At 40.4% G+C, this 21,572-nt stretch carries 22 protein-coding genes and 1 other annotated feature; of the genes, 19 read left to right on the forward strand and 3 right to left on the reverse strand.

The annotated features are described in order from the left end of the window. Positions 1-27 precede the first annotated feature (27 nt). From M9R32_RS01875 to M9R32_RS01930, 12 genes are all read left to right on the forward strand, one after another. Positions 28-498, forward strand: a complete 471-nt coding sequence (locus M9R32_RS01875; protein ID WP_269925114.1) for a flavin reductase family protein — start codon at positions 28-30, stop codon at positions 496-498. 38 nt (positions 499-536) lie between these two features. Beyond that, a complete protein-coding gene (gene hpaI, locus M9R32_RS01880) occupies positions 537-1,460 on the forward strand; it encodes a 2,4-dihydroxyhept-2-ene-1,7-dioic acid aldolase (protein WP_269925038.1) in 924 nt (307 codons plus the stop codon). 47 nt (positions 1,461-1,507) lie between these two features. Continuing rightward, the gene (hpaE, locus tag M9R32_RS01885) at positions 1,508-3,016 is read left to right on the forward strand and encodes a 5-carboxymethyl-2-hydroxymuconate semialdehyde dehydrogenase (RefSeq protein ID WP_269925039.1); all 1,509 of its coding nucleotides are present in this window, start codon (positions 1,508-1,510) and stop codon (positions 3,014-3,016) included. A gap of 18 nt (positions 3,017-3,034) precedes the next feature. Next, on the forward strand, positions 3,035-4,018 hold the full coding sequence (gene hpaD, locus M9R32_RS01890) for a 3,4-dihydroxyphenylacetate 2,3-dioxygenase (RefSeq protein WP_269925040.1): 984 nt from the start codon (positions 3,035-3,037) through the stop codon (positions 4,016-4,018). A gap of 162 nt (positions 4,019-4,180) precedes the next feature. Continuing rightward, entirely contained in the window at positions 4,181-4,645 is a 465-nt protein-coding gene (locus tag M9R32_RS01895) for a hypothetical protein (RefSeq protein WP_336282481.1), read from the forward strand. Beyond that, complete coding sequence (locus tag M9R32_RS01900; protein ID WP_269925042.1) at positions 4,642-4,998, forward strand: hypothetical protein; 357 nt, start codon at positions 4,642-4,644, stop codon at positions 4,996-4,998. Before M9R32_RS01895 ends, M9R32_RS01900 begins: the two co-directional genes overlap by 4 nt. Beyond that, on the forward strand, positions 4,995-6,278 hold the full coding sequence (locus tag M9R32_RS01905) for a glutathionylspermidine synthase family protein (protein WP_269925043.1): 1,284 nt from the start codon (positions 4,995-4,997) through the stop codon (positions 6,276-6,278). Before M9R32_RS01900 ends, M9R32_RS01905 begins: the two co-directional genes overlap by 4 nt. Next, on the forward strand, positions 6,275-6,700 hold the full coding sequence (locus tag M9R32_RS01910; RefSeq protein ID WP_418936234.1) for a DUF350 domain-containing protein: 426 nt from the start codon (positions 6,275-6,277) through the stop codon (positions 6,698-6,700). The genes M9R32_RS01905 and M9R32_RS01910 overlap by 4 nt, the downstream gene beginning before the upstream one ends. Before the next feature lie 356 nt (positions 6,701-7,056). Beyond that, entirely contained in the window at positions 7,057-8,016 is a 960-nt protein-coding gene (locus M9R32_RS01915; RefSeq protein ID WP_269925044.1) for an alpha/beta hydrolase, read from the forward strand. 138 nt (positions 8,017-8,154) lie between these two features. Beyond that, complete coding sequence (locus M9R32_RS01920) at positions 8,155-9,087, forward strand: ABC transporter ATP-binding protein (RefSeq protein WP_269925045.1); 933 nt, start codon at positions 8,155-8,157, stop codon at positions 9,085-9,087. Further along, positions 9,084-10,181, forward strand: coding sequence for an ABC transporter permease (locus M9R32_RS01925; protein WP_269925046.1), 1,098 nt, complete (start codon positions 9,084-9,086; stop codon positions 10,179-10,181). The genes M9R32_RS01920 and M9R32_RS01925 overlap by 4 nt, the downstream gene beginning before the upstream one ends. A 27-nt stretch (positions 10,182-10,208) precedes the next feature. Further along, entirely contained in the window at positions 10,209-10,643 is a 435-nt protein-coding gene (locus tag M9R32_RS01930; RefSeq protein ID WP_269925047.1) for a DUF6526 family protein, read from the forward strand. Positions 10,644-10,703: 60 nt separating this feature from the next. Here M9R32_RS01930 and M9R32_RS01935 read toward each other — a convergent pair whose 3' ends face one another. The 3 genes from M9R32_RS01935 to M9R32_RS01945 form a co-directional block, all read right to left on the reverse strand. After that, positions 10,704-11,126 carry a VOC family protein gene (locus M9R32_RS01935; protein WP_269925048.1) on the reverse strand — a complete coding sequence of 141 codons (423 nt, stop codon included), beginning with the start codon at positions 11,124-11,126 and terminating at the stop codon, positions 10,704-10,706. A gap of 160 nt (positions 11,127-11,286) precedes the next feature. After that, the gene (gene ptsP / locus M9R32_RS01940) at positions 11,287-13,008 is read right to left on the reverse strand and encodes a phosphoenolpyruvate--protein phosphotransferase (protein ID WP_269925049.1); all 1,722 of its coding nucleotides are present in this window, start codon (positions 13,006-13,008) and stop codon (positions 11,287-11,289) included. Then, the gene (locus M9R32_RS01945) at positions 13,008-13,274 is read right to left on the reverse strand and encodes a phosphocarrier protein HPr (RefSeq protein WP_269925050.1); all 267 of its coding nucleotides are present in this window, start codon (positions 13,272-13,274) and stop codon (positions 13,008-13,010) included. Before M9R32_RS01945 ends, ptsP begins: the two co-directional genes overlap by 1 nt. Before the next feature lie 148 nt (positions 13,275-13,422). Here M9R32_RS01945 and M9R32_RS01950 point away from each other — a divergent pair, with 148 nt between their 5' ends. From M9R32_RS01950 to M9R32_RS01980, 7 genes are all read left to right on the forward strand, one after another. Further along, on the forward strand, positions 13,423-14,175 hold the full coding sequence (locus M9R32_RS01950; protein WP_269925051.1) for a DeoR/GlpR family DNA-binding transcription regulator: 753 nt from the start codon (positions 13,423-13,425) through the stop codon (positions 14,173-14,175). Beyond that, complete coding sequence (gene pfkB / locus M9R32_RS01955) at positions 14,172-15,104, forward strand: 1-phosphofructokinase (RefSeq protein WP_269925052.1); 933 nt, start codon at positions 14,172-14,174, stop codon at positions 15,102-15,104. The genes M9R32_RS01950 and pfkB overlap by 4 nt, the downstream gene beginning before the upstream one ends. After that, positions 15,101-17,014 carry a PTS fructose transporter subunit IIABC gene (locus M9R32_RS01960; protein ID WP_269925053.1) on the forward strand — a complete coding sequence of 638 codons (1,914 nt, stop codon included), beginning with the start codon at positions 15,101-15,103 and terminating at the stop codon, positions 17,012-17,014. The genes pfkB and M9R32_RS01960 overlap by 4 nt, the downstream gene beginning before the upstream one ends. A gap of 129 nt (positions 17,015-17,143) precedes the next feature. Continuing rightward, positions 17,144-17,989 (forward strand): hypothetical protein, encoded by an 846-nt coding sequence (locus tag M9R32_RS01965; RefSeq protein ID WP_269925054.1) that lies wholly within the window; start codon positions 17,144-17,146, stop codon positions 17,987-17,989. A gap of 103 nt (positions 17,990-18,092) precedes the next feature. Next, positions 18,093-18,308: a binding site (T-box leader), on the forward strand. 47 nt (positions 18,309-18,355) lie between these two features. Continuing rightward, a complete protein-coding gene (locus M9R32_RS01970) occupies positions 18,356-18,859 on the forward strand; it encodes a GNAT family N-acetyltransferase (RefSeq protein WP_269925055.1) in 504 nt (167 codons plus the stop codon). 22 nt (positions 18,860-18,881) lie between these two features. Beyond that, complete coding sequence (locus tag M9R32_RS01975) at positions 18,882-19,694, forward strand: class I SAM-dependent methyltransferase (RefSeq protein WP_269925056.1); 813 nt, start codon at positions 18,882-18,884, stop codon at positions 19,692-19,694. 553 nt (positions 19,695-20,247) lie between these two features. Then, the gene (locus M9R32_RS01980) at positions 20,248-21,399 is read left to right on the forward strand and encodes an LAGLIDADG family homing endonuclease (RefSeq protein ID WP_269925057.1); all 1,152 of its coding nucleotides are present in this window, start codon (positions 20,248-20,250) and stop codon (positions 21,397-21,399) included. Positions 21,400-21,572: the final 173 nt, after the last annotated feature.

Below are 21,572 nucleotides of genomic sequence, written 5' to 3' on the forward strand. Positions count from 1 at the left end.
TGGAATATGCAGAACGGAGAACATGAAGTGGATGATCGACTGTTTCGCAATGCAATGGGAAGTTTCGCTACGGGGGTAACAGTCATCACAACCGAAGTTTCTGGAGAAGTCCATGGCATGACCGCAAATGCGTTTATGTCGATATCTTTAAACCCGAAGCTAATTGCTGTCAGCATTGGAGAGCGGGCTAGAATGCTGCAACATATAAAAGAAGCAAAACAATTCGCCGTGAATATCCTGACGTCCAATCAAGTAAATGAATCAAAACAGTTTTCAGGTCAGCTTAATTTAGAGGAAGAAATAACGTTCTCTACTTTTAAAGGACTACCTGTTCTGCCAAATTCACTAGCCGTTGTAACATGTAAACTGCATAGCGAATATGTAGCAGGCGATCATACGATTTTTATCGGGCAAGTAACAGGCGTCCAACTAGAACAACATGACCCGTTACTTTACAGCCAAGGTAAATACCGTGAACTGAAGGAACTTCAAGAATAACATTCACTAACTTTAATTGCTTAAAGGAGTAGATAACATTGGCATACGAAGAAGCTAAAAGAAAACTAAGAGGTTCCATTTGTCCGGTTGTTACCCCATTTACAGAAGACGGTGCCATTGATGAAAAAGCATTTGTTGAGCTTATCAACTGGCAAATTGAAAGTGGCAGTCACGGAATATCAGTTACAGGAACAAGTGGAGAACCGAGCTCACTGACAATGGCTGAGCGAAAAAGAGTGATGGCTCTTGCAAAAGAGACCATTGCTGGCCGCGTCTTTTTCGCACCTGGAACAGGTTCTACAAACCATGACGAGACGATGGAACTGACAAAGTACGCAGAAGAAATCGGTGCCGACGCAGCGATGGTAATTGTTCCTTATTACAATAGACCGAACCAAGAAGCCCTTTACCAGCACTTTAAGACAGTCGCTGATTCAGTGACTACACCGATTATCATCTATAATATTCCCGGTCGTTCGGCCGTCAATATGGAAGTAAGCACGATGAAACGTTTGGCTGAAGATTGCCCGAATATCGTCGGTGTCAAAGAAGCAAATAAAGACTTCGAGCATGTCAATCGTGTATTGCTAAACTGCGGAAGAGACTTCCTGTTGTATTCGGGAATTGAACTACTTTGCTATCCGATGCTTGCGATAGGCGGCGCAGGATTTATCAGCGCAACTGCAAACGTCGAGCCGGTTAAAGTAGCCGAACTATATAATGCATGGGAAGCGGGAGACGTGGCAAGGTGTCAGGATTTACACTTTGAATTAATGCCTTTGAACGACGTGTTATTTAAAGATACGAACCCAGGCCCCGCTAAAGTCGCGCTTGGCATGATGGGCAAGATCAATCCGATGCTTCGACTGCCTCTAGGATTCCCTTCAGAGGCACTGAAAAAAGAAGTGCGTGATACGCTGATCGATCTTGGGAAACTTCCAAAAGAAGCGGCTGTAAATTAAGAACTTCGTTGATGCTCACAATAAACTTAGGAATATAGGTGATAAGTATGGTATCTTCCCGCGAAAAAGTGGCGTTAAAACATGAAACGCAAGACAATATCCTACTCTATATCAATGGGGAATTCATATCTGCTACAGGTAATAAAACGATTATTAATATGAATCCATTTACCAATGAACGAATCAATGAAGTAGCTGAAGGACAAGTAGAAGACATTAATAAAGCGGTAGCTGCTGCACGTGAAGCATTTGACCATGGTCCTTGGAAAACGATGAAACTCACGAAAAGAATGGAGTACATTTATCGAATTGCGGACCTGATCGATGAAGAAGTAGAGAGAATCGCTTACTTAGAAGCGCTCGATACGGGACTCCCAATCAGTCAGACTAAAAAAATGGTTAGCCGCGCTTCAGAGAACTTCCGATTTTACGCACGCATGGTAGAAAGCCGTCTAGTCGGTGATGCCTATCAAGTGGATGATGAATTTATCAACTATACAATCAATACTCCTGTTGGGGTTGCTGGGTTAATCACTCCATGGAATGCACCATTCATGCTTGAAACGTGGAAAGTGGCACCTGCTCTGGCAACTGGCAATACCGTAGTGTTGAAGCCAGCAGAACTATCGCCACTGTCGGCGAATTTGTTAGCTGAAATCATTCATAGAGCCGATTTGCCTAAAGGTGTCTTTAACGTGGTTCATGGTTACGGTGAAACAGCAGGAGATGCACTCGTTAAGCATCCGGATGTGCAACTCATTTCATTTACCGGGGAAACAAAAACGGGATCCACCATCATTAAAAATAGTGCAGATACGCTCAAAAGCTGTTCGATGGAACTTGGCGGGAAGTCACCGATTATTGTGTTTGACGATGCAGACTTCGACCGTGCAATGGATGCCTGTGTATGGGGAATTTATTCCTTCAATGGAGAGAGATGTACAGCGAACTCCCGCTTGTTTGTTCAGGAATCAATTAAAGATGAATTTGTTGATGCGCTGAAAAAACGTGTAGCGAAAATCAAGATGGGGGACCCGCTGGAAGCAGCTACTGAAGTGGGACCATTAATTGATAAAGGACATTATCAAAAAGTGAAAAGCTACTTGGACATTGCCAAAGAGGAAGGCGCAGAAGTAATTACTGCTGACATTCCGGAAGAAATGGCCAAAGGGAATTTTGTCGCTCCGACACTTCTACTGAATGCAGAAAATCATATGCGAATTGCACAGGAAGAAATTTTCGGACCAGTCTTGACGGTGATGACCTTTAAAGATGAAGAAGAAGCTATTAAACTCGCAAACGATATCAACTATGGCCTGGCAGGTTATGTTTGGACTAATGATATTAAACGGGGGCACCGCGTAGCGCATAAAGTGGAAGCCGGGATGTTATGGGTCAACGCTCAAAATGTGCGGGATTTACGCACTCCTTTCGGCGGATCAAAGTATTCAGGAATTGGACGAGAAGGCGGACATTATGGATTCGAATTTTATACCGAACAGAAAATTATTCATGTTTCCATAGCGGAACATCATATTCAACAGTTCGGAAAATAACAGCAGGTGGTGAACACAATGGATTTTTCAATCATTCGTATTGCTAGAACGGTTCTGCATGTAACGAATTTACAAGCATCCCGAGAATTTTATGTCGATGGTTTAGGCATGATTGAAACCGAAAGTGATAATCAGCATATCTATTTAAGAGGACTGGAAGAACATGCTCATCATAGTCTGGTTTTGAAAAAGGCACAAAAAGCGACGGTGGAAGTACTGAGTTACAAAGTAGCAAAAGAACAGGACCTCGATGAAATTGAAAAGCTTTTTGCTTCCAAAGGTTTAAAAACAAAATGGATGCCTTCAGGAACCCAACATGCTATGGGAAGAACACTTCGTGTGCATGATAACTCCGGGATTCCGCTTGAGTTTTTCGCGGAAATGACCACTGTCAACCGCATGCTTCAACGGTATGATCTGTACCGTGGAGCGAAAATTCAACGGATTGACCACGTCAATTGTGCAGTACCGGATGTTCAAAAAGCATATGATTTCTATGTTGAGAATTTAGGCTTCTCGTGTTCGGAATATACCGAAACGGAAAAAGGAGACTTGTGGGCTGCCTGGCTTTATCGTAAACCAACCGTTCATGATCATGCCTTCATGAGTGGCCCGGGACCAAAACTCCATCACTTTGCGTATTCCCTATCAGACCGTTTGAGCATTCTTGACTGCTGTGACGTTCTCGCGAGTATGGGTTATGCGCAATCCATTGAACGTGGTCCAGGCCGACATGGATTATCAAATGCATTCTTCCTGTATTTACGAGATCCGGATGGCCATCGCATTGAACTGTACACCGGTGATTACTTAACAACAGATCCGGATTTGAAGCCTAAACGCTGGGATTTAAATGATCCTCTCCGCCAAACATTCTGGGGACATGAAGCGCCAGACCGCTGGTTCAATGAAACAAGCTCGTTTATTGACATTGAGACGGGAGAAGAAATCATTTATCAAGAACCGTTACTGGAACAAAGAAAACCGAAAATCATGGTTTAAGATATTGGAGATTGAGGAGTGGGTGAAGTCCTTTTTTAAAGGATTTCGCCTTTTTCTTTTTCTCCTGATATACAATAGATTGTGAGAATCTTTTTTATTTGAAACCAATGTAAAAGACAACCGTATAAGTATTGATAAGTTCTTGAAGGGATGGATGAACAAGTGAATACTTCACTTGAATACCGTTTGTATGACCGTACTAGCTCATATAAACCATTATTTCACTATGAAGAAATCGATTTACATCAAGTTCTCGCACGTAGAGAATGCGATTTTTATGTAAAAGAAGGAACCGTCTATAAACAGACTTCATCTGCCATAGAAGGTGATTGGCATGTAATCTATGTAGAAAAGCACGAAGAAGGCGAAAAGGAAAAAGAAGAATTCAACCTAAACAATACGTTGAAATTGGAAATGCGCAGATTTAATAAAAGAGAAAACTATCCACTGCTGCAAACACTGGAATTCGAACATCATATCGACATTCTTTCTCGAATAGGTTCTGTTTACCATTACATCAATGGTCAGGAATGGGAAAAAGATTCCGCTGAAATAGATGAGGATCGTCGTGTTTATGTTCTTTACCTAATGGAGACCGGATATAAAATGGAGGGAATCAACACATGAATAAGACAAAAAAATTGATGGCAGGCGTAGCGACGTCAGTTATGGCTTTAGGGATGACCGGATGCGGACAAGGTGAATATGAACCATCCAATTCTTCATTGCCACCAGAACCTACAGAATACGATTGTGATGACTGGGAATGGGACGAAAATGAAGCAACCTACTATTGTGACGATAGCAGATCCTCACATTTTGGGGCCTATTATCTCTTCGGCACCATGTTCAGTAATAAATCAGCTTTAAGGAAATCACCAAATTATTCAAGTAACTTCAACAAATACAATAACGTACAAAGCGGTGGTGGCTATAAGTCAGGAATCGGCAGTGGCTCCAAAGGAGGATTTGGCGGTTGATTGACCCACAATTTCAACTGGAAAGACAGAAAGTATATGCACGAGTTCCTTACTTTTTTCCGGACTTATATGAAGTGGAATATGCTTTATTGGACATAAAGAAACATTCTTTAGCTGAAGTGAAAGATATCCGAAAAGCAGCCGAACAAGTCGGAGCTATTTTCAGAAAAGTTGTCCCTCTTTTAAGGGAACTGGATGACGAAACCTTGCTACAGCTTGGTATTCCAAGTGAAGCACTGGCGTACTGTCGTCTTAAATCGATTCCCCAGGATACCATTATTGGCCGTCTTGATTTTGTTGTTTCAGAATCTGGCATCAAGCTAATGGAATTTAATTCCGATACGCCGACATTCATCAAGGAAGCTTTCCAGGCGAACGACTATGTATGTAATTACTATGGGGCCGCAAATCCGAATGAAACAAGTGTGGACTTGTTACGTAAAGAAATGAGAAAAGCAGTAGCCGCTTCCTGGAATCATTTAAACCGTCCAGGTACGCCTAAGATCGTCTTCACTTCTCATGGTGACAATATAGAAGATTTGTGGACCACTCGTTTTTTACAGGAACATCTTGATCTCCCATCGGAATACGTCAGTCTGGACCAGCTTCAAATATTGACAGAACCAGTCGAAGAGAATGGAGTCATCACGGATTCAGGTCTCTTTACACCAAGTGGGGAACGGATAGATATTTTATACCGACAAACTTATCCAATCGAACATTTGGTAAATGATAAAGAACCTACGACCAACGAGAATATTGGGCAGGAACTGATTAAACTCATTATTGAGAACAAAGTGATGGTTCTCAATCCACCATCTGCTTTTTTGTTGCAGTCAAAAGCCGTCCAGGCACTTATTTGGGGGCTGCATGAGGAAAATCTATACTTCACCACTGAAGAACAGCAAGTGATTGGACAATACTTTTTACCAACCTATTTGGAGCCGGATAAATTTTTAACGCTGAATATGCCCTATGTTCGAAAGCCTTCCCTTGGACGTGAAGGGGATACGGTAGAAATATTTAACGGAGCGGGTGAAACCATCGACGAGGAGCCCCAGAAGACGTACATCGATAATCTACCTGTCTATCAAGCTTTTTATCCTTTACCAGAAACGGAAGTACAGACGACTTTAGGTACAAAACACGTCCATCTGATGTATGGCTGTTTTTTACTGAACGACAAGGCGGGAGCGATTGGCATACGTGCAGGTGGGGCAATAACGAATAACTTATCTTATTTTTTACCGATAGGCATAGAAGAGAAATTGAAGGGATGATTATGATGATGGAATACATTACGGGAGAAACTGTTGGGAACTTTTTAGCACACTTTGGAGTTGGCGTTTTGCTCATGCTTTTGGGCTTGACTGTCTTTGCATTTACAACCAAGTTTTCTGAAGTTAAGCTGATTAAAGAAGGAAACATCGCTGTAGCGTTGAAGTTGTGGGGGAAAGCAATCGGTCTTGGCATTGTCATTTATACCGTATGGGCGGGAAGCGTGAATTTGCTTGATGCCTTTATTTGGGGGCTTGTCGGAATTGCGACTCAAGTAATTGCTTACTGGATTGTGGAATATGGACTCACACCAAATACAAACCTGGCCAAAGAAGTGGAAAATGGAAATTTAGCTGTAGGATTCAGTTTGTTTTCAATTTCGATCGTTGTCGGATTGCTTGTTGCAGCAAGTCTAACATATTAACAATTACCCTTTGAACTTTATAACAGTTCAGAGGGTTTTTTATAAATGTTTTAATTTATATAAATCAATATCCTTGTCGGAACTAGTGATGCCATCAGTAAGGGGATGGTTCATTTCCTAATTGGTTTTGCTATCTTAACGCTAGGAGCATTCCAGTTCTTTTATAAGAAGGGACATGCGCAAATTGCAGTATCGGCTTAATAAGAGTTTGAATGAGTGAGTCATGATAAGCATAAAATTTATAGAAGCACAGCCTTTGCTGTGCTTCTATTTATGTGCATTAAGTTGCCATAAAATCAGAAAGTGAGGAGTTTAGAATTAATTATCAATCAGTAATCATGGAGGAATATATTAGCATGCCCTTTAAAGAAACAGAAGTAGAAATTAATGGTGTCGCAAAGATTTTTGGAACCATTACTATTCCTTCGAGTCCAATTGAAAATGAAAAGTTTCCTGCGGTTTTATTCATATCTGGTTCTGGACCGCTTGACCGGAATGGAAACGGACCAAAAGGGAAATACCAGTTCAATTTATATAAAGAACTGGCCGACTTTATTAGTGGACTGGGTTTTGTCACGTTTCGATATGACAAGCGAGGAACCGGCAGTAGTAAAGAGGCTTTGTTAACCAGTGGGTTATGGGATTTTGTTGGGGATGCGGAGTGCAGCTATACATACTTACAACAACACCCAAATGTTGATTCAGAACGAATCATTGTTCTTGGCCATAGTGAAGGAACAATTATTGGGACAGCACTTTCCGAGCGACAGAAACTTGGAGGATTAATGCTTTTAGCAGGTGGGGTTGCGAACCTTGATGAATATTTAAAGCATCAAAGAAAGTTAGCCTATCAGGAACTCAAGAGTTCGAAGGGCGTCAAAGGCATACTTATGAGAATGCTCGTAAATGAAGAAAAAGAAGAAAAGAAAGTAGAAAAACTGATGCAGAAAATGGGGAAATCGAATCGTGATGTTTATAAAGCAATGTTCCTGTTTAAACAGCCTGCAAAATGGCTAAGAGAACATTATAGTTATGACCCAAGAAAGGCATTAAGGCAAGTGACATGTCCTGTACTCGCTATTCATGGGGACAAAGATCCTTTGGTTGAAAATGCTCATCTAAATGAACTATCTTCTCTTGTCCAAGGATCTTCAGAATTTCATATCATCAAAGATATGGAACACGGAATGCGTACTCAAAAAGAAGAAAAATCAATTTTAAAAGTTAAGAAAATGAATAAAACAATTCAGAAACGTCCCTTAAGTCCTGAAGGATTAAATGCGATTTCACACTGGCTCATCTCTAATTATAAATAAATCACTTGGTATGACTGGAAAGATGATTCAATACGAACCAAAGAAAAAAACATGATAGAACAAATGTTCCTTTGAGGGGAGATTGGCCTTTTTTGAGCAATATACAACTTTGATACGGTCTTCATAGGAGGGTGAACCATGCGAAATCAGACGGAAACAATGATCGAAATAAAAAATTTAGTAAAGAAATATGGGAGTTTTACAGCTGTCAATGGTATTGGTTTTTCCGTGAATAAAGGGGAGATTTTCGGACTTCTCGGACCAAATGGCGCAGGTAAATCGACCACTTTGGAAATGATGGTTGGCTTGCGAAAACCTGATACAGGATCAGCCATTATCGGAGGATTTGATATTGCAAAAGATTTATTAAAAGTGAAAGAAGTCATCGGCATCCAGTTACAATCAACCACATTGTTTGAATTACTGACTGTTGAAGAAATTTTGAAGTTGTATGCAAGTTTTTATCAAAAAAACGTCTTGATTCCCGAGTTGATCGAAGATATGGTATTAACTGAAAAAACGAAGAGTCGTGTCAAGACTCTATCCGGTGGTCAAAAACAACGCCTTGCTATCGCGCTTGCCCTCGTTCATGATCCTTGGATATTGTTTTTGGATGAACCGACAACGGGACTTGATCCACAGGCTAGAAGAACGCTTTGGGACATCGTATTGAAGTTAAAAGAAAAAGGAAAGACCACTGTTTTAACCACGCATTATATGGATGAAGCGCAAGTTCTTTGTGACCGAATTGCCATCATGGACCAGGGAAATCTGATTGCTTTAGATACACCTTCAGGTCTCATTAAAAGTTTAGAGTCTGATAGTGCAGTAGAATTTCAATATGAAGGCAATTTACTGACACAAGAACTCGAACAGCTTGATGGGGTGAAACAAGTTGGGAAGCATAAGGATACCTATGTACTTTATACCGATAATCTACAGGAAACATTGATTACCTTGATTCAATTTACATCTGAAAAACAGATTCAATTGACCAATCTACAGACCAGAACTTCAACCTTGGAAGATGTATTTATCCATATGACAGGAAGGAGTCTGAGAGAAGAATGAAAGCTTATTGGCAATTAACGCTATCGCAATTACGAATATTTCTTCGCAACCGCCAAGTTCTTTTCTGGACGCTTGCCTTTCCCATTTTTCTGATGATCATGCTCGGGTCTTTTTTAGGAGACGGCAATGGAGTATCTGTCTCGATCGGTGTAGTGGATCAGGATCAAACAACTCTTTCAAAAGAGTTCTCAAAAACGCTCGGAAAGATTGAAACTGTTAATCTTGAGCCAATCGACAGTAAAGAGAAAGCACTTGCCCAAGTGAAAAAAGGCAATCTTCAACTCGTCGTTGTCATTCCTCAAGGGTATGAGAATCAAATGATGGACGCTGCAACAACTACGCCATTTGAGCTCCCGATATATTACAACGAAACCGACGTCGCAGTTTCGCAAATAGGAATGACGATTGTCAATAGTGTCGTTGATGGGATTAGTAAGGAAAAAGCAAATTACACGCCAGTCATTGTGACGCATGCAAATGGCATTGAAGCCCTGGACTTAAAGTATATTGATTTCTTGGTGCCAGGAATTCTAGCCATGATGATTATGAGCAACAATATGAATGGTGTAGCCGGTCAGATTGCTGCGTGGAGAGAGCGCGGGATTTTACGTAGAATGCAAGGAACCACATTAAAAGCTTCCACTTTTATTGCTGCTCAAATAACAGCAAGACTACTGCTTAACGGCATGCAAGCACTGATTGTATTAGGTGTGGCTCACCTTATTTACGGAACTCAAGTAAACGGATCTTGGTTAAGTTTAATAACCTTCGTCATTTTAGGAACTCTGGCTTTTATGGCAATAGGCTTCATCATTGCTGGAGTAGCCAAAACACCTGAAAGTGCGGGACCGATTGCAGGCTTCTTATCGTTTCCTATGCTGTTTTTAGGCGGAGTATTTTTCCCGATTCGCGATATGCCTGCATTTCTTCAGCCGATTGTTAACGTATTACCAATTTCTCATTTAAGCCATGCATTACGGGAAACAATGAATGTCGGGACATCGTTTATGGACCTTGGTTCTGAAGCACTCATATTGGGCGGTTGGTTAGTCGGGGCTTTTATCGTGGCTAGTTACACATTTAAATGGGAATAAGAATTCAAAATCAGGAAGGAGATTCTAATGGATAATCAAAATTACAAAACTCATGTAAAAGTAGACCCGCTTTATCACTATGTATTGTTGATTCTATTAGTAACAACATTGGTCGTATCCATACTTAATTTAGTCCGCTCATTTAACGCGGGGGAAAACATTCTGCAATCTATTTTATTATTACTAATGGTTGTGTGCATTATTATTGTTGCCATTCTAGTTAGACTGAACCCTTTAAAAAACCAGGATCGAACCATTCGAGCAGAAGAAAATCTGCGTCATTTTGTGTTAACAGGTAAATTACTAGATTCAAATCTTAGTAAAGGTCAAATTATTGCCTTACGCTTTGCCGGTGAACAAGAGTTTCCAACTCTTTGTGAACGTGCCGTCAAAGAAAAACTGTCCCCAGATGATATTAAAAAAGCAATTGTTTCATGGAAAGCAGACCATCATCGAATTTAAAAACGAAACCCCCGTTGAAAAAATTCAACGGGGGTTATATATAGACTTAGGCAAGATGTATTATAACTCACTCATTCCGTAATTAAACTGCCATTCGATTCCGAACTTATCTCTAAGGCTTCCATAACATTTGCTCCAGAATGTTTCTTGAAGCTCCATCCCTACAGTTCCGCCTGTTTTCAACTGATCAAACAGTGATTTGAGTTCATCCAGGTCCTCACTGACGATGGCGAGACTAATGTTATTTCCTTCAACAAAAGGCATTCCAGGGAATGTATCAGAAAACATAACAACGCTGCCACACATGTTTAAACGAGTGTGCATAATACGGTTTTTAGCTTCTTCAGGCAATGGATACTCTTCACTTGGCGGCATTTCACCAAACGTCATGATTTTTGGTTCTTCAGTTTTAAATACATCTGCGTAAAATTCTACTGCTTCCCGACAATTCCCATTAAAATTCAGATAAACTTCAATAGCCATTTCTATCACCCCTCAAGATTTATTTGAGTATTTCGAAATTACTAAAACACTATTGTCAGTATACCATTTTAAACCATATTGATATTGACAAACTAAGTCCTCAAACAAAAAGGCATGTAATTCCTTATCGGAAATTACATGCCTTTTGTGATTTAAAACATTATTCTGTAACAGTTAATTTTTTGACATATGATACTACTTCCTCAGAGGTAGATAGGGTGAGAATGGTTTCGATATGACTTTCCAGTTCTGCTTTTGACAGCTTACTGATTTGAGAGCGAGCTTTTAATATGGATGAAGCACTCATGGAAAACTCATCAAGTCCCATACCGAGAAGGATAGGGATTGCAATTTCGTCTCCGGCCATTTCGCCACACATGCCCGTCCATTTGCCTTCTTTGTGAGACGCATCAATAACGTTTTTCACTAGACGTAGGATAGCCGGATTAAAAGGCTGGTACAAGTAAGAAACCCGTTCATTCATACGGTCAGCAGCCAGTGTGTATTGAATCAAGTCGTTCGTACCAATCGAGAAGAAGTCGACTTCTTTTGCGAAAACATCCGCCATAACAGCAGTTGAGGGAATTTCAACCATAATGCCAACTTCGATCGAATTGCTAACTTCAACACCTTGTTCTTCAAGCTTCGCTTTTTCTTCGAGGAACAATGCTTTTGCTTGACGGAATTCTTCAAGCGTTGCAATCATTGGGAACATAATCTTCAAATTCCCATGTATACTCGCACGAAGTAATGCTCTCAGTTGTGTTCTGAACATATCTTTCATTTCCAGACACAGGCGGATCGCACGTAATCCTAAGAAAGGATTTAGTTCTTTCGGCAATTGTAGGTAGGAAAGCTCTTTGTCGCCACCAATATCCAGTGTGCGAACAACTGTAGGTTTTCCGTTCATTTGTTTCAGAACAGAAGCATAAGCTTCCGTCTGTTCATCTTCAGTCGGAAATTGGCTACGTCCCATATACAGAAATTCCGTACGGTATAAACCAATTGCTTCGCCACCATGATCAATCACACCGACTACATCATTAGGTGTCCCAATATTGGCTCCAAGTTCCACATGATGACCGTCAGCAGTGATAGTCGCTTCATGTTTTAAACGTGCCCATTCGGATTTTTGCTGTTCGTAGTTCGCTTTTTTCTCTTCATATTGTGCAATTGTTTCAACATCTGGATTCACAATGATATTGCCGTCAAGTCCATCCACAATCACCAATGAGCCGTTTTCAATCGACGACATCACGGTTTTTGCACCAACAACCGCAGGAATTTCAAGAGTTCTTGCAAGAATAGCAGAATGTGACGTGCGTCCTCCAATATCCGTGATGAACCCTTTGACAAATTGAGGATTCAACTGAACAGTATCTGAAGGTGTCAAATCTTCAGCGATAATAATCACTTCATCAGCTATCATACTCGGATTTTGAATGGATACACCTAGGAGATGCGCTAAAACCCGTTTCGTAACATCACGGATGTCCGCTGCACGTTCCTTCATATAGTCATTGTCCATCGATTCAAATAGACCGATGAACATATTCGATGTTTCCTGCAATGCGAACTCAGCATTGACCTTTTCCGATTTGATTTTATCGGTAATTGGTCCAAGTAATTCAGGGTCACTCAAGACAAGAAGGTGTGCACTGAAAATTGCTGCTTCTTCATCGCTGATTTGTTTAGACGTTTGCTCTTTGATTGTTTCAAGTTCTGATTTTGATTGAGTGACCGCTGACTCAAAACGAGCTAACTCGGCCTCAATATCAATAATCACTGTTTTTTCAACAGTCAATTCCGGATTTTCAAGTCTGAACGCTTTGGCAATGGCAATCCCATTTGACGCTGCAATTCCGGATAGTGAGAAGTTCATCAGTTACCGATTCCTTCATTTTTCATGATGTCATCGATTTTTGCCATTGCAGCTTCTTCATCTTCACCATCTGCAGAAATTTTGATTGAAGCGCCCGAAGGTACACCTAGGGACATAACGCCTAAGATCGATTTTAAGTTTACTTTTTTGTCATTGAATTCAAGTGAAATATCTGATTTAAAAGCAGCTGAAGCAGCCACTAAAACGGATGTTGGACGGGCATGAAGACCTTCGCCACCTGTAATGTTATATTGTTTTTCAATCATTTTAAATTCCTCCTAAATAATTTGAATACTTAATGAATCACAACCATCAACGCGTGAACGAGTTTGATTGCGTATGACTGATTATGATTGATTTTGAAAACGATTTCAAGTATTATCATTTCAAACGAATGAAGAAGTAGGTGAGTCGATGTTAACAACCGAACGTCACAACTTGATTTTAAGCATGTTAACGCAAAAGCAGACAATTAAAATTCAAGAAATAGTGGAAGCAACTTCCGCATCCGAATCAACCATTCGCAGAGATTTAACCGAACTTGAAAACCTCGGCAAACTGGTTCGAATTTTTGGTGGTGCAACAGTTCCAAGCCGGTATGCCAATGAACCGAGTGTAATCGTTAAATCTTCCAAAAACACGCAAGAAAAAGTCCAACTTGCGAAATATGCTGCTTCGTCCATACAAAATGGTCAGTGTATCTTCTTGGATGCTGGGACAACCATCAACCATATGATTCCTTTTTTACAAGAAAAGAATGTGATCGTGGTGACCAATGGCCTGACACATATGGATTTACTGAACGAACTCGGTATTCAAACATATATGACGGGAGGTTACATGAAACGTCTTACAGGCGCACTCGTAGGTTCACAAGCCATTCAATCATTAGAAAGTTACCGTTTTGATTTATGTTTCCTCGGAGTGAACGGTATACATGCTACTCACGGATATACAACACCTGATCCGGAAGAAGCGGCAATTAAAAAGTTGGCTAGCTCCCATGCCCAAAAAACATATGTGGTGGCAGATCACACAAAAGTGAATACAGTCAGCTTTGCCAAAATCATGGATATTCATGACGCAGAACTGATCGTAAATGAAATAGATAATGAAACATTTGAATCACTCATAAAATTAACGGACGTAAAGGTGGTATCCACATGATTTATACTTGCACGATTACGCCATCCATCGATTACACAACGTATTTGCCTGAATTTAAAACAGGCAAGCTCAATCGTTCAGACGAAGTGTATTTTTATCCCGGTGGAAAGGGCATTAATGTTTCCCGTGTGTTGAAACGTCTAGAAGTGGAGAGCACAGCTATTGCTTTCGCTGGGGGCTTTACCGGTACATACATAGAGCAATTTTTGATCAATGAAGGCATTAAGACAGATTTCATTCCTACTGATGAAATCACACGTATTAATGTCAAAATTAAATCCACAGTGGAAACGGAATTAAATGGACCGGGCCCGACTTTGTTGGATGAGCACTTACAACTCTTATTTGAAAAGGTTCGACAAATGAAGGCAGGAGATTGGTTTGTTCTTGCTGGAAGATTAACAGATTCCATCCCGACATCATTTTTCGAGGAAATCGCGATGTATTGCAATGCAAATAGAATCCATTTCGTTTTGGATACGTCTGGCCCTGCATTAAAAGAACTGGTACGCCTAAAGCCACTATTAATTAAACCGAATGTAGATGAATTAGGGGAATTGTTTGAAACCGAGATTACCTCGACTCAAGAAGCTGTCAAATATGCCCGGAACCTCGTGGATCAGGGCGTAGAACACGTCATTGTCTCGATGGGTGGCGAAGGTGCACTTTTAGTCACAAAAGATTTGATAATTAAAGCATCCGTTCCTACTAAGCAAGTGGTCAATACAGTTGGATCGGGTGATTCCCTTGTATCCGGTTTCATCGCATCTTATATGACAGAGCAGGATGCTACAAAAGCATTCAGATATGGCGTTGCCAGTGGCAGTGCAACGGCTTTTCAATCTGATTTATGCGAAAGAGATGATGTTGAAGCTTTGCTAGATCAAGTACTCCTAAATCCACTATTCGAACAGGATGTGAAGAAATGAAAATTACACAATTATTGACTAAAGATACGATCATCTTAGATCTTGATGCGCAACGCAAATCAGAAGTCTTGACTGAATTGATTGGTCAACTAGATCAAGCTGGTAAATTGATAGATAAGAAGAAGTTTACAGAGGACATATTGGCACGAGAGACACAAAGTACAACGGGCATTGGAGACGGCATTGCGATTCCACATGCCAAATCAAGTGCAGTTCAAGTACCTGCCATTGCCTTTGGCAGGTCTTTAAAAGGGATAGACTATGAATCTCTGGACGGTCAGCCTGCACATCTATTCTTTATGATTGCGGCAAGTGAAGGAGCGAATAATGATCATCTCGATGCGCTTTCGAGACTTGCTACGTTTTTGATGGATGCAAACTTCCGAAATCAAATTCTAGCAGCAACTTCGATTGAGGATGTCTTACAGGCAGTCTCAAACAAAGAAAACGAAGTGGATGGACCTAAAGACGAGGTCAGTGTTGAAGATACTCATGGAGCGGCTAGTTCAATGAAGAAAATTCTGGCCGTTACAGCATGTCCTACTGGGATTGCCCATACGTATATGGCAGCTGAGAAACTGAATGAGCGTGCGAAACAGTTAGGGATTTCCTTAAAAGTCGAAACAAACGGCTCAAGTGGCGTTAAAAACAGATTGACGGATACTGACATTGCAGAAGCTGATGCCATTATCGTTGCGGCTGACACCAAGGTAGAAATGGCACGATTTAATGGAAAGCCTGTTATTCAAACAAAAGTCGGCAAGGCCATTCACGAAACAGATAACTTGCTCAACCGTGCGATTTCAGACGACGCTCCAATCTATCACCATGAATCTTCGAAAGAAGAAGACTCATCTTCAGAATCGAAAAATGGCTTCTACAAACATTTAATGAATGGTGTATCGAATATGTTGCCATTTGTCGTGGGGGGCGGCATTTTAATTGCGCTATCATTTTTCTGGGGTATCAATTCTAGTAACCCTGACAGTCCAGAATACAATGCTTTTGCAGCCATGTTGAATACCATCGGTGGAGGAAATGCGTTCTTCCTGATGGTTCCGGTATTGGCCGGGTTTATCGCTTCTAGTATTGCGGATCGACCAGGCTTTGCTCCCGGTATGGTAGGTGGGTTAATTGCCATTACGGTCACAGGTGTAGAAGGCGCAAGCGGCGGATCTGGATTCCTTGGTGGGATTATCGCCGGCTTCCTTGCAGGTTACGTGACTTTGTTTGTGAAGAAAATGTTCTCTCGTTTGCCGGATGCACTCGAAGGTCTAAAACCGGTGTTGTTTTTCCCGGTATTTAGTATCGCGATCACGGGAATCATCATGATGTTGGTGAACCCACAATTAACAAAAGTTTATACCGGTATTTCTTCATTCTTGGAAGGACTTGGTGGCACGAATGCTGTTCTTGTAGGGCTACTATTAGGGGCGATGATGGCCATCGATATGGGCGGACCGATCAATAAAGCCGCTTACACATTTGGTATTGCTATGCTCGACGCTGAAAACTTTGCCTATATCGCAACGGTTATGGGAGCGGGAATGGTACCGCCACTAGGCATGGCCCTGGCAACGACACTATTCAAGAAACGTTTCACTAAACCGGAACGAGAAGCTGGTAAGACGGCTTACGTTTTAGGGGCATGCTTCATTACCGAAGGTGTCATCCCGTTTGCTGCAGCTGATCCCGGACGTGTTATTCCTGCCGCTGTTGCAGGAGCGGCAGTAACAGGTGGGTTGACGATGCTGTTTGATATCGCTTTACGTGCTCCTCACGGTGGCGTATTCGTGATGGGACTGGTAGATGGGGGCATTATCAATGTGTTACTCTATGCGCTTGCGATTCTAGCAGGTGCGGTTGTGACAGCCATGGTAGCTGGTTTACTGAAGAAGAAAATTGCATAATAAGAACATTTTATTAAACAGGAAAGAGCTTCTAAACTCTTTCCTGTTTTTTATTTTCCAGAAAATGAAGGAGTTACCAATCTGCTCATCGAACCATTGTAAAAGGCCTAAAAGAGGGGGAATTGTTCAATGGGATATGAAGAGTTGAAAGAATTATATGGTTCATATGAAATACCACGCGAAATCCATCAATTGTTCCAACTGGAAGAAGAGTTTGCTGGAAAAGGCCTTTCACTTGGTCAAATTGGTTTTCAACCAATTAATCAATTTCATCCTTATGCGATTACGCCTCCTGATTTAATTGCGTTTGCTAGCACTGGGGGTGATGGAATTCATTTCGGGTTTTTGACTGATTTTCATTCCGTACCAGATTTAAATGAAGCTCCAATTGTATGTGTAACGCCAACCAATGATCAGCCGATTCGATACATGGCACGGAATATTCGGGAGTTTTTAGATTTGGCTTTTTCCATAGTCTATGTCGAGATGTTGGAAACCATATGGACTTTTGAAAATGAACAACAAGTTCAAGAACTGGCAACAGAATTCGGAAAAGATACGCCAAGAAAATGGAAAAAAGATAGAGAGCGTATTCTTACCCGTTGTCGTGAAGTTTTTGGAACAAAGAAAGTGGATGTAGTCAGTTATTTACATGAAGTGAAAAAAGAACGGACAGCGTCCAAACGAATGTCTACTTTGGATGGACTCGGTGTCGGGGATCGAAATTTTGAAACGACTTCTGGAAAGAGCTTTACTTTTTCTGAAGAACGCAAGTGTGATGAAAAGGAAATGAAACGAATGCGTCTATTTTTGAGTCAAGCCGATGAACTGGAAAAGCTGGCATTCATCCGTGATGCAAATTATTGGTACATCGTGACGTCTGGTTATGATGAAGCGGTGTGGGAATTGTTACAGGAATTGTTGACTTCAATGGGTCTTAATGTTGAAGCAGAATTTGTTGCAGAAAGATGCTAATTGCTTTAAGTCGGGATTATTTGTTGGTCTAATACAGTTATTTATAAAATTCTCTTGACTAAATATTTTAACAATTGTATCATTAAGAAAATTTTCCCATAAAGTAAACTCGGTGATTAAGAGTATTAAGGAATATTTATTGCTCAGAGAGCTGTCGGTCGGTGTAAGACAGTCAATGAATTCCCCAACTCGCTTATGAGAGGTCAGGCTGACATGTAGGTCTGAACGGGTCACTTCCGTAATAAAGTCTTAAGAAGGTTTGTTCAGTTTGCAAACCAATAAGAGTGGTACCACGAAGGGTAAACCTATCGTCTCTTTTGAGCGATGGGTTTTTTTGTGTCTAAAAAAAGGGAAGGAAAGATGCGGATGAAAATAAGAGAAGCTAATGTTGTGGATGCAGAAGGTATCGCGAGAGTTCATGTGGATTGCTGGAGAACCACTTATCAAGACATCGTCCCTGACGAGTTTTTAAATAACCTTTCTTATGAAAATCGCACCAAGATGTGGGTTCAAAACATTTCAAACGAACATAATTACGTGTTTGTAGCTGAACGGGACGGGAAAATAGTTGGTTTTACTGATGCCGGTAAAGAAAAGTCAGGACAATATCCAGGTTATGTGGCTGATATTACGACACTTTATATCCTAAAAGAATTTCAGGGATTAGGAATTGGTAAACAACTTTTGCAACAGGTCTTCCTGAAATTGATGGAAAACACTATGAAATCAGCACTTGTTTGGGTATTGGAAGATAATCCTTCAAGACATTTCTACGAAGCAATGGGTGCCAAAGTCATCGAAAACCGGAAAGACATTACCATTGGCGGCAAACAGTTAAATTTAATGGGGTATGGTTGGAGCAATATATAAAAGATAAAAAGGGGATTTGATGATGACTAAAATTATTGAGTATTATTCTAAATTTGATGAATGGGGAAGACTAGACCGGGAGCCTTTAGAGTTTCAGATTAATTGGCATTTCATTCAAAAATATATGCCGGCAACTGGCAGTGTGCTGGATAACGGAGCGGGCCCAGGTAAATACGCCTTGAGATTGGCTGATCAAGGATATAATGTCACATTGACGGATCTTGTCCCTAGACTGGTTGAAGTTGCTAGGGAAAAAGCTATACAAGTGGGATTAGATGCTCAATTCAAAGGTTTCCACGTGGCTGACGCCAGGGATTTGTCTATTTTAGCTGATCAGCAGTTTGATGCTGCGCTAGCGCTTGGCCCTATGTACCATTTGCAAAAAGAGGATGACAGACAAAAAGCGATTGAGGAACTGTATCGCGTGACCAAACAGGAAGGTATTGTGTTTGTTGCCTTTATGCCAAGAATCAAACATGTTCTGACTTCATTGATGAATCCGATGAATTGGAGACCAAACGATCAGATGGATTCAATTGAGGAGTTCATGAAGACCGGTGAGTTTAATCATAGCGATGATGGAAGGTTTACGGGAGCATATTACTTTAATGTAGAGGATATTAAACCATTTATGGAGTCTCAAGGGTTTGAGACGTTGGATTTGATCGGTTCGACCAATATCGGAACGCTTTTGACGAGCGAACAATGGGATTATTGGAGAAATCGTGGAGAAGAAGAGTTCAATCAGTTGATGGAGATGCTGAAAGAGACAGCGAGCAATCCACATGTGTTAGGCATCTCATCGCATTTGCTTTATATAGGAAAGAAGAAATAGCGAGCACATATTTTGAGGAAATCAGTCATTAAAAAAGGTTCCATTTGCTCCTCTGACTACGAACATACGTATGTTATAATGGCAAGGTAATAGAATAGGAACTCAAGGGTGGTTGGCTCACTCCCGTTTGAAAGGGGGGGGTGCCATGTCAGTATTTGAAGCATTAATGTTTGCATTATCGTTCGCAGCATTGATTGTATCAATCCTGTCTTTCAACCATAAAAAATAACCCATCCTTGAGTTAGCGCTCAGATGGGTTATTCCTACCATTTTGTTGCCGATCCCCTTGAAGGGAACCTGCTATTACGTCGATCGTTGGTGTTAGCGCACCAGCGATCTTTTTTATTTTACTCATATCTTACAAACAGTATACCAATATTTGTCCCTTGTATCAAATACACAATCCCTAAAAATCGTATTTCCCTCAAACATAGTCTTTTTTTAAAAATGAAATTCAATTTAAAATGCCAAAATGGACGTGCCAGAACGTTTGTTTGTATAATGGTTTTAAAGTCATCTATCTATAGTCTTTCAGTAGAAGGGAGCAGTAGCAATGCCTCGACATCCTGGAATAACTGATGAAACCATAATAAAACTGTACAAAAGTGATATGTCCTTCAAAGAAATGAACACGATTGTCGGACTTTCTGATCGCGCAATTCGTAATGTTCTATACAAACATGGAATACCCATGAATAGAGAACAGTATTCAGGTCAACCAAGAAAACATCAAGTGAACGAGCATTTCTTTAAGGAATGGACGCATGAAATGGCGTGGATACTTGGTTTATTGGTTACGGATGGACACATTCATAATTCACTTCATAGTATCTTTTTCACTCAGAATGATGAACGTATCCTGCGACTGATCGCCAATTATATGGAGACAGATTATGTACTAACGCCATTTGGAAAAACTAAAACCGCAGCAACATTAATCATAAATTCAAAAGTAATGAAACAAGATCTAGAATCACTCGGAATTTCTGCAAAGAAATCTTTAAATGTGCCTTTTCCAAAAGTGCCAGAAGGTTTTTTATCCTCATTTGTGCGTGGCGTTATTGATGGCGATGGCTGGGTTGGCCACGAAGGATACCAAGTGAATGTTACTACAGGTAGTTTAGCATTTGCAGAGGGAATATTAGATGTATTTCAATCCTGGAGCTTAAACTCGGATATAAGATCTATAACCAGCCAAAAAAATCATACAATTTACCGTATTTGGGTTCGTGGAAAAACAAGTGTTCAGAAGCTTTCTGACATCATTTACAAAGAAGCTGATTCCGAAAACTTTCTTATTTATAAAAGAGTTTATATGACACAACACACAGATAATCCTTATTTAGTGGATGATACTAGAATGCTTCCGATGTGGAAAATACTCGATGGTAAAATTACTCATACAAAACATACAAACAGAATTTCATTCAGAACGAATATTAGCCAATCAATGTTGGAGACTTTAAAACAGTTAGGAGCTAGACATAATACACATGTAAATCATTTAATCGAAAATGGATTAAAAAATGTATTGATACAAGACCAAATTAATTTAGACAAAACCAATAAACCAGTTGATCGGGTTCAATACAAAACGACGTATGACCAACAATTATTAAATGATGTAAAAGAGTTCGCAAAAAATCAAAATGTATTTATTAATGATGTAATTGAGTACAGTGTGCAGTTTATCGCTATTGATTGATGAATAGAGGAGTCTCAGGGAAAAATGAGAACTCCTTTTTGTTTGAAATTAATTTTAGTTTACATAATATAAATTATAGGAAGTTACGTCTCATGAACCAAGTATACTTGTAACAGTGAGACAAAAGAAAAAAATGGCTAAAAATCACTTTAAATTAAACTGAACGTTTGTTT

Origin of the sequence: Paenisporosarcina quisquiliarum (genome assembly GCF_027563315.1) — a bacterium.
GTDB classification, from domain to species: Bacteria; Bacillota; Bacilli; order Bacillales_A; family Planococcaceae; genus Paenisporosarcina; species Paenisporosarcina quisquiliarum.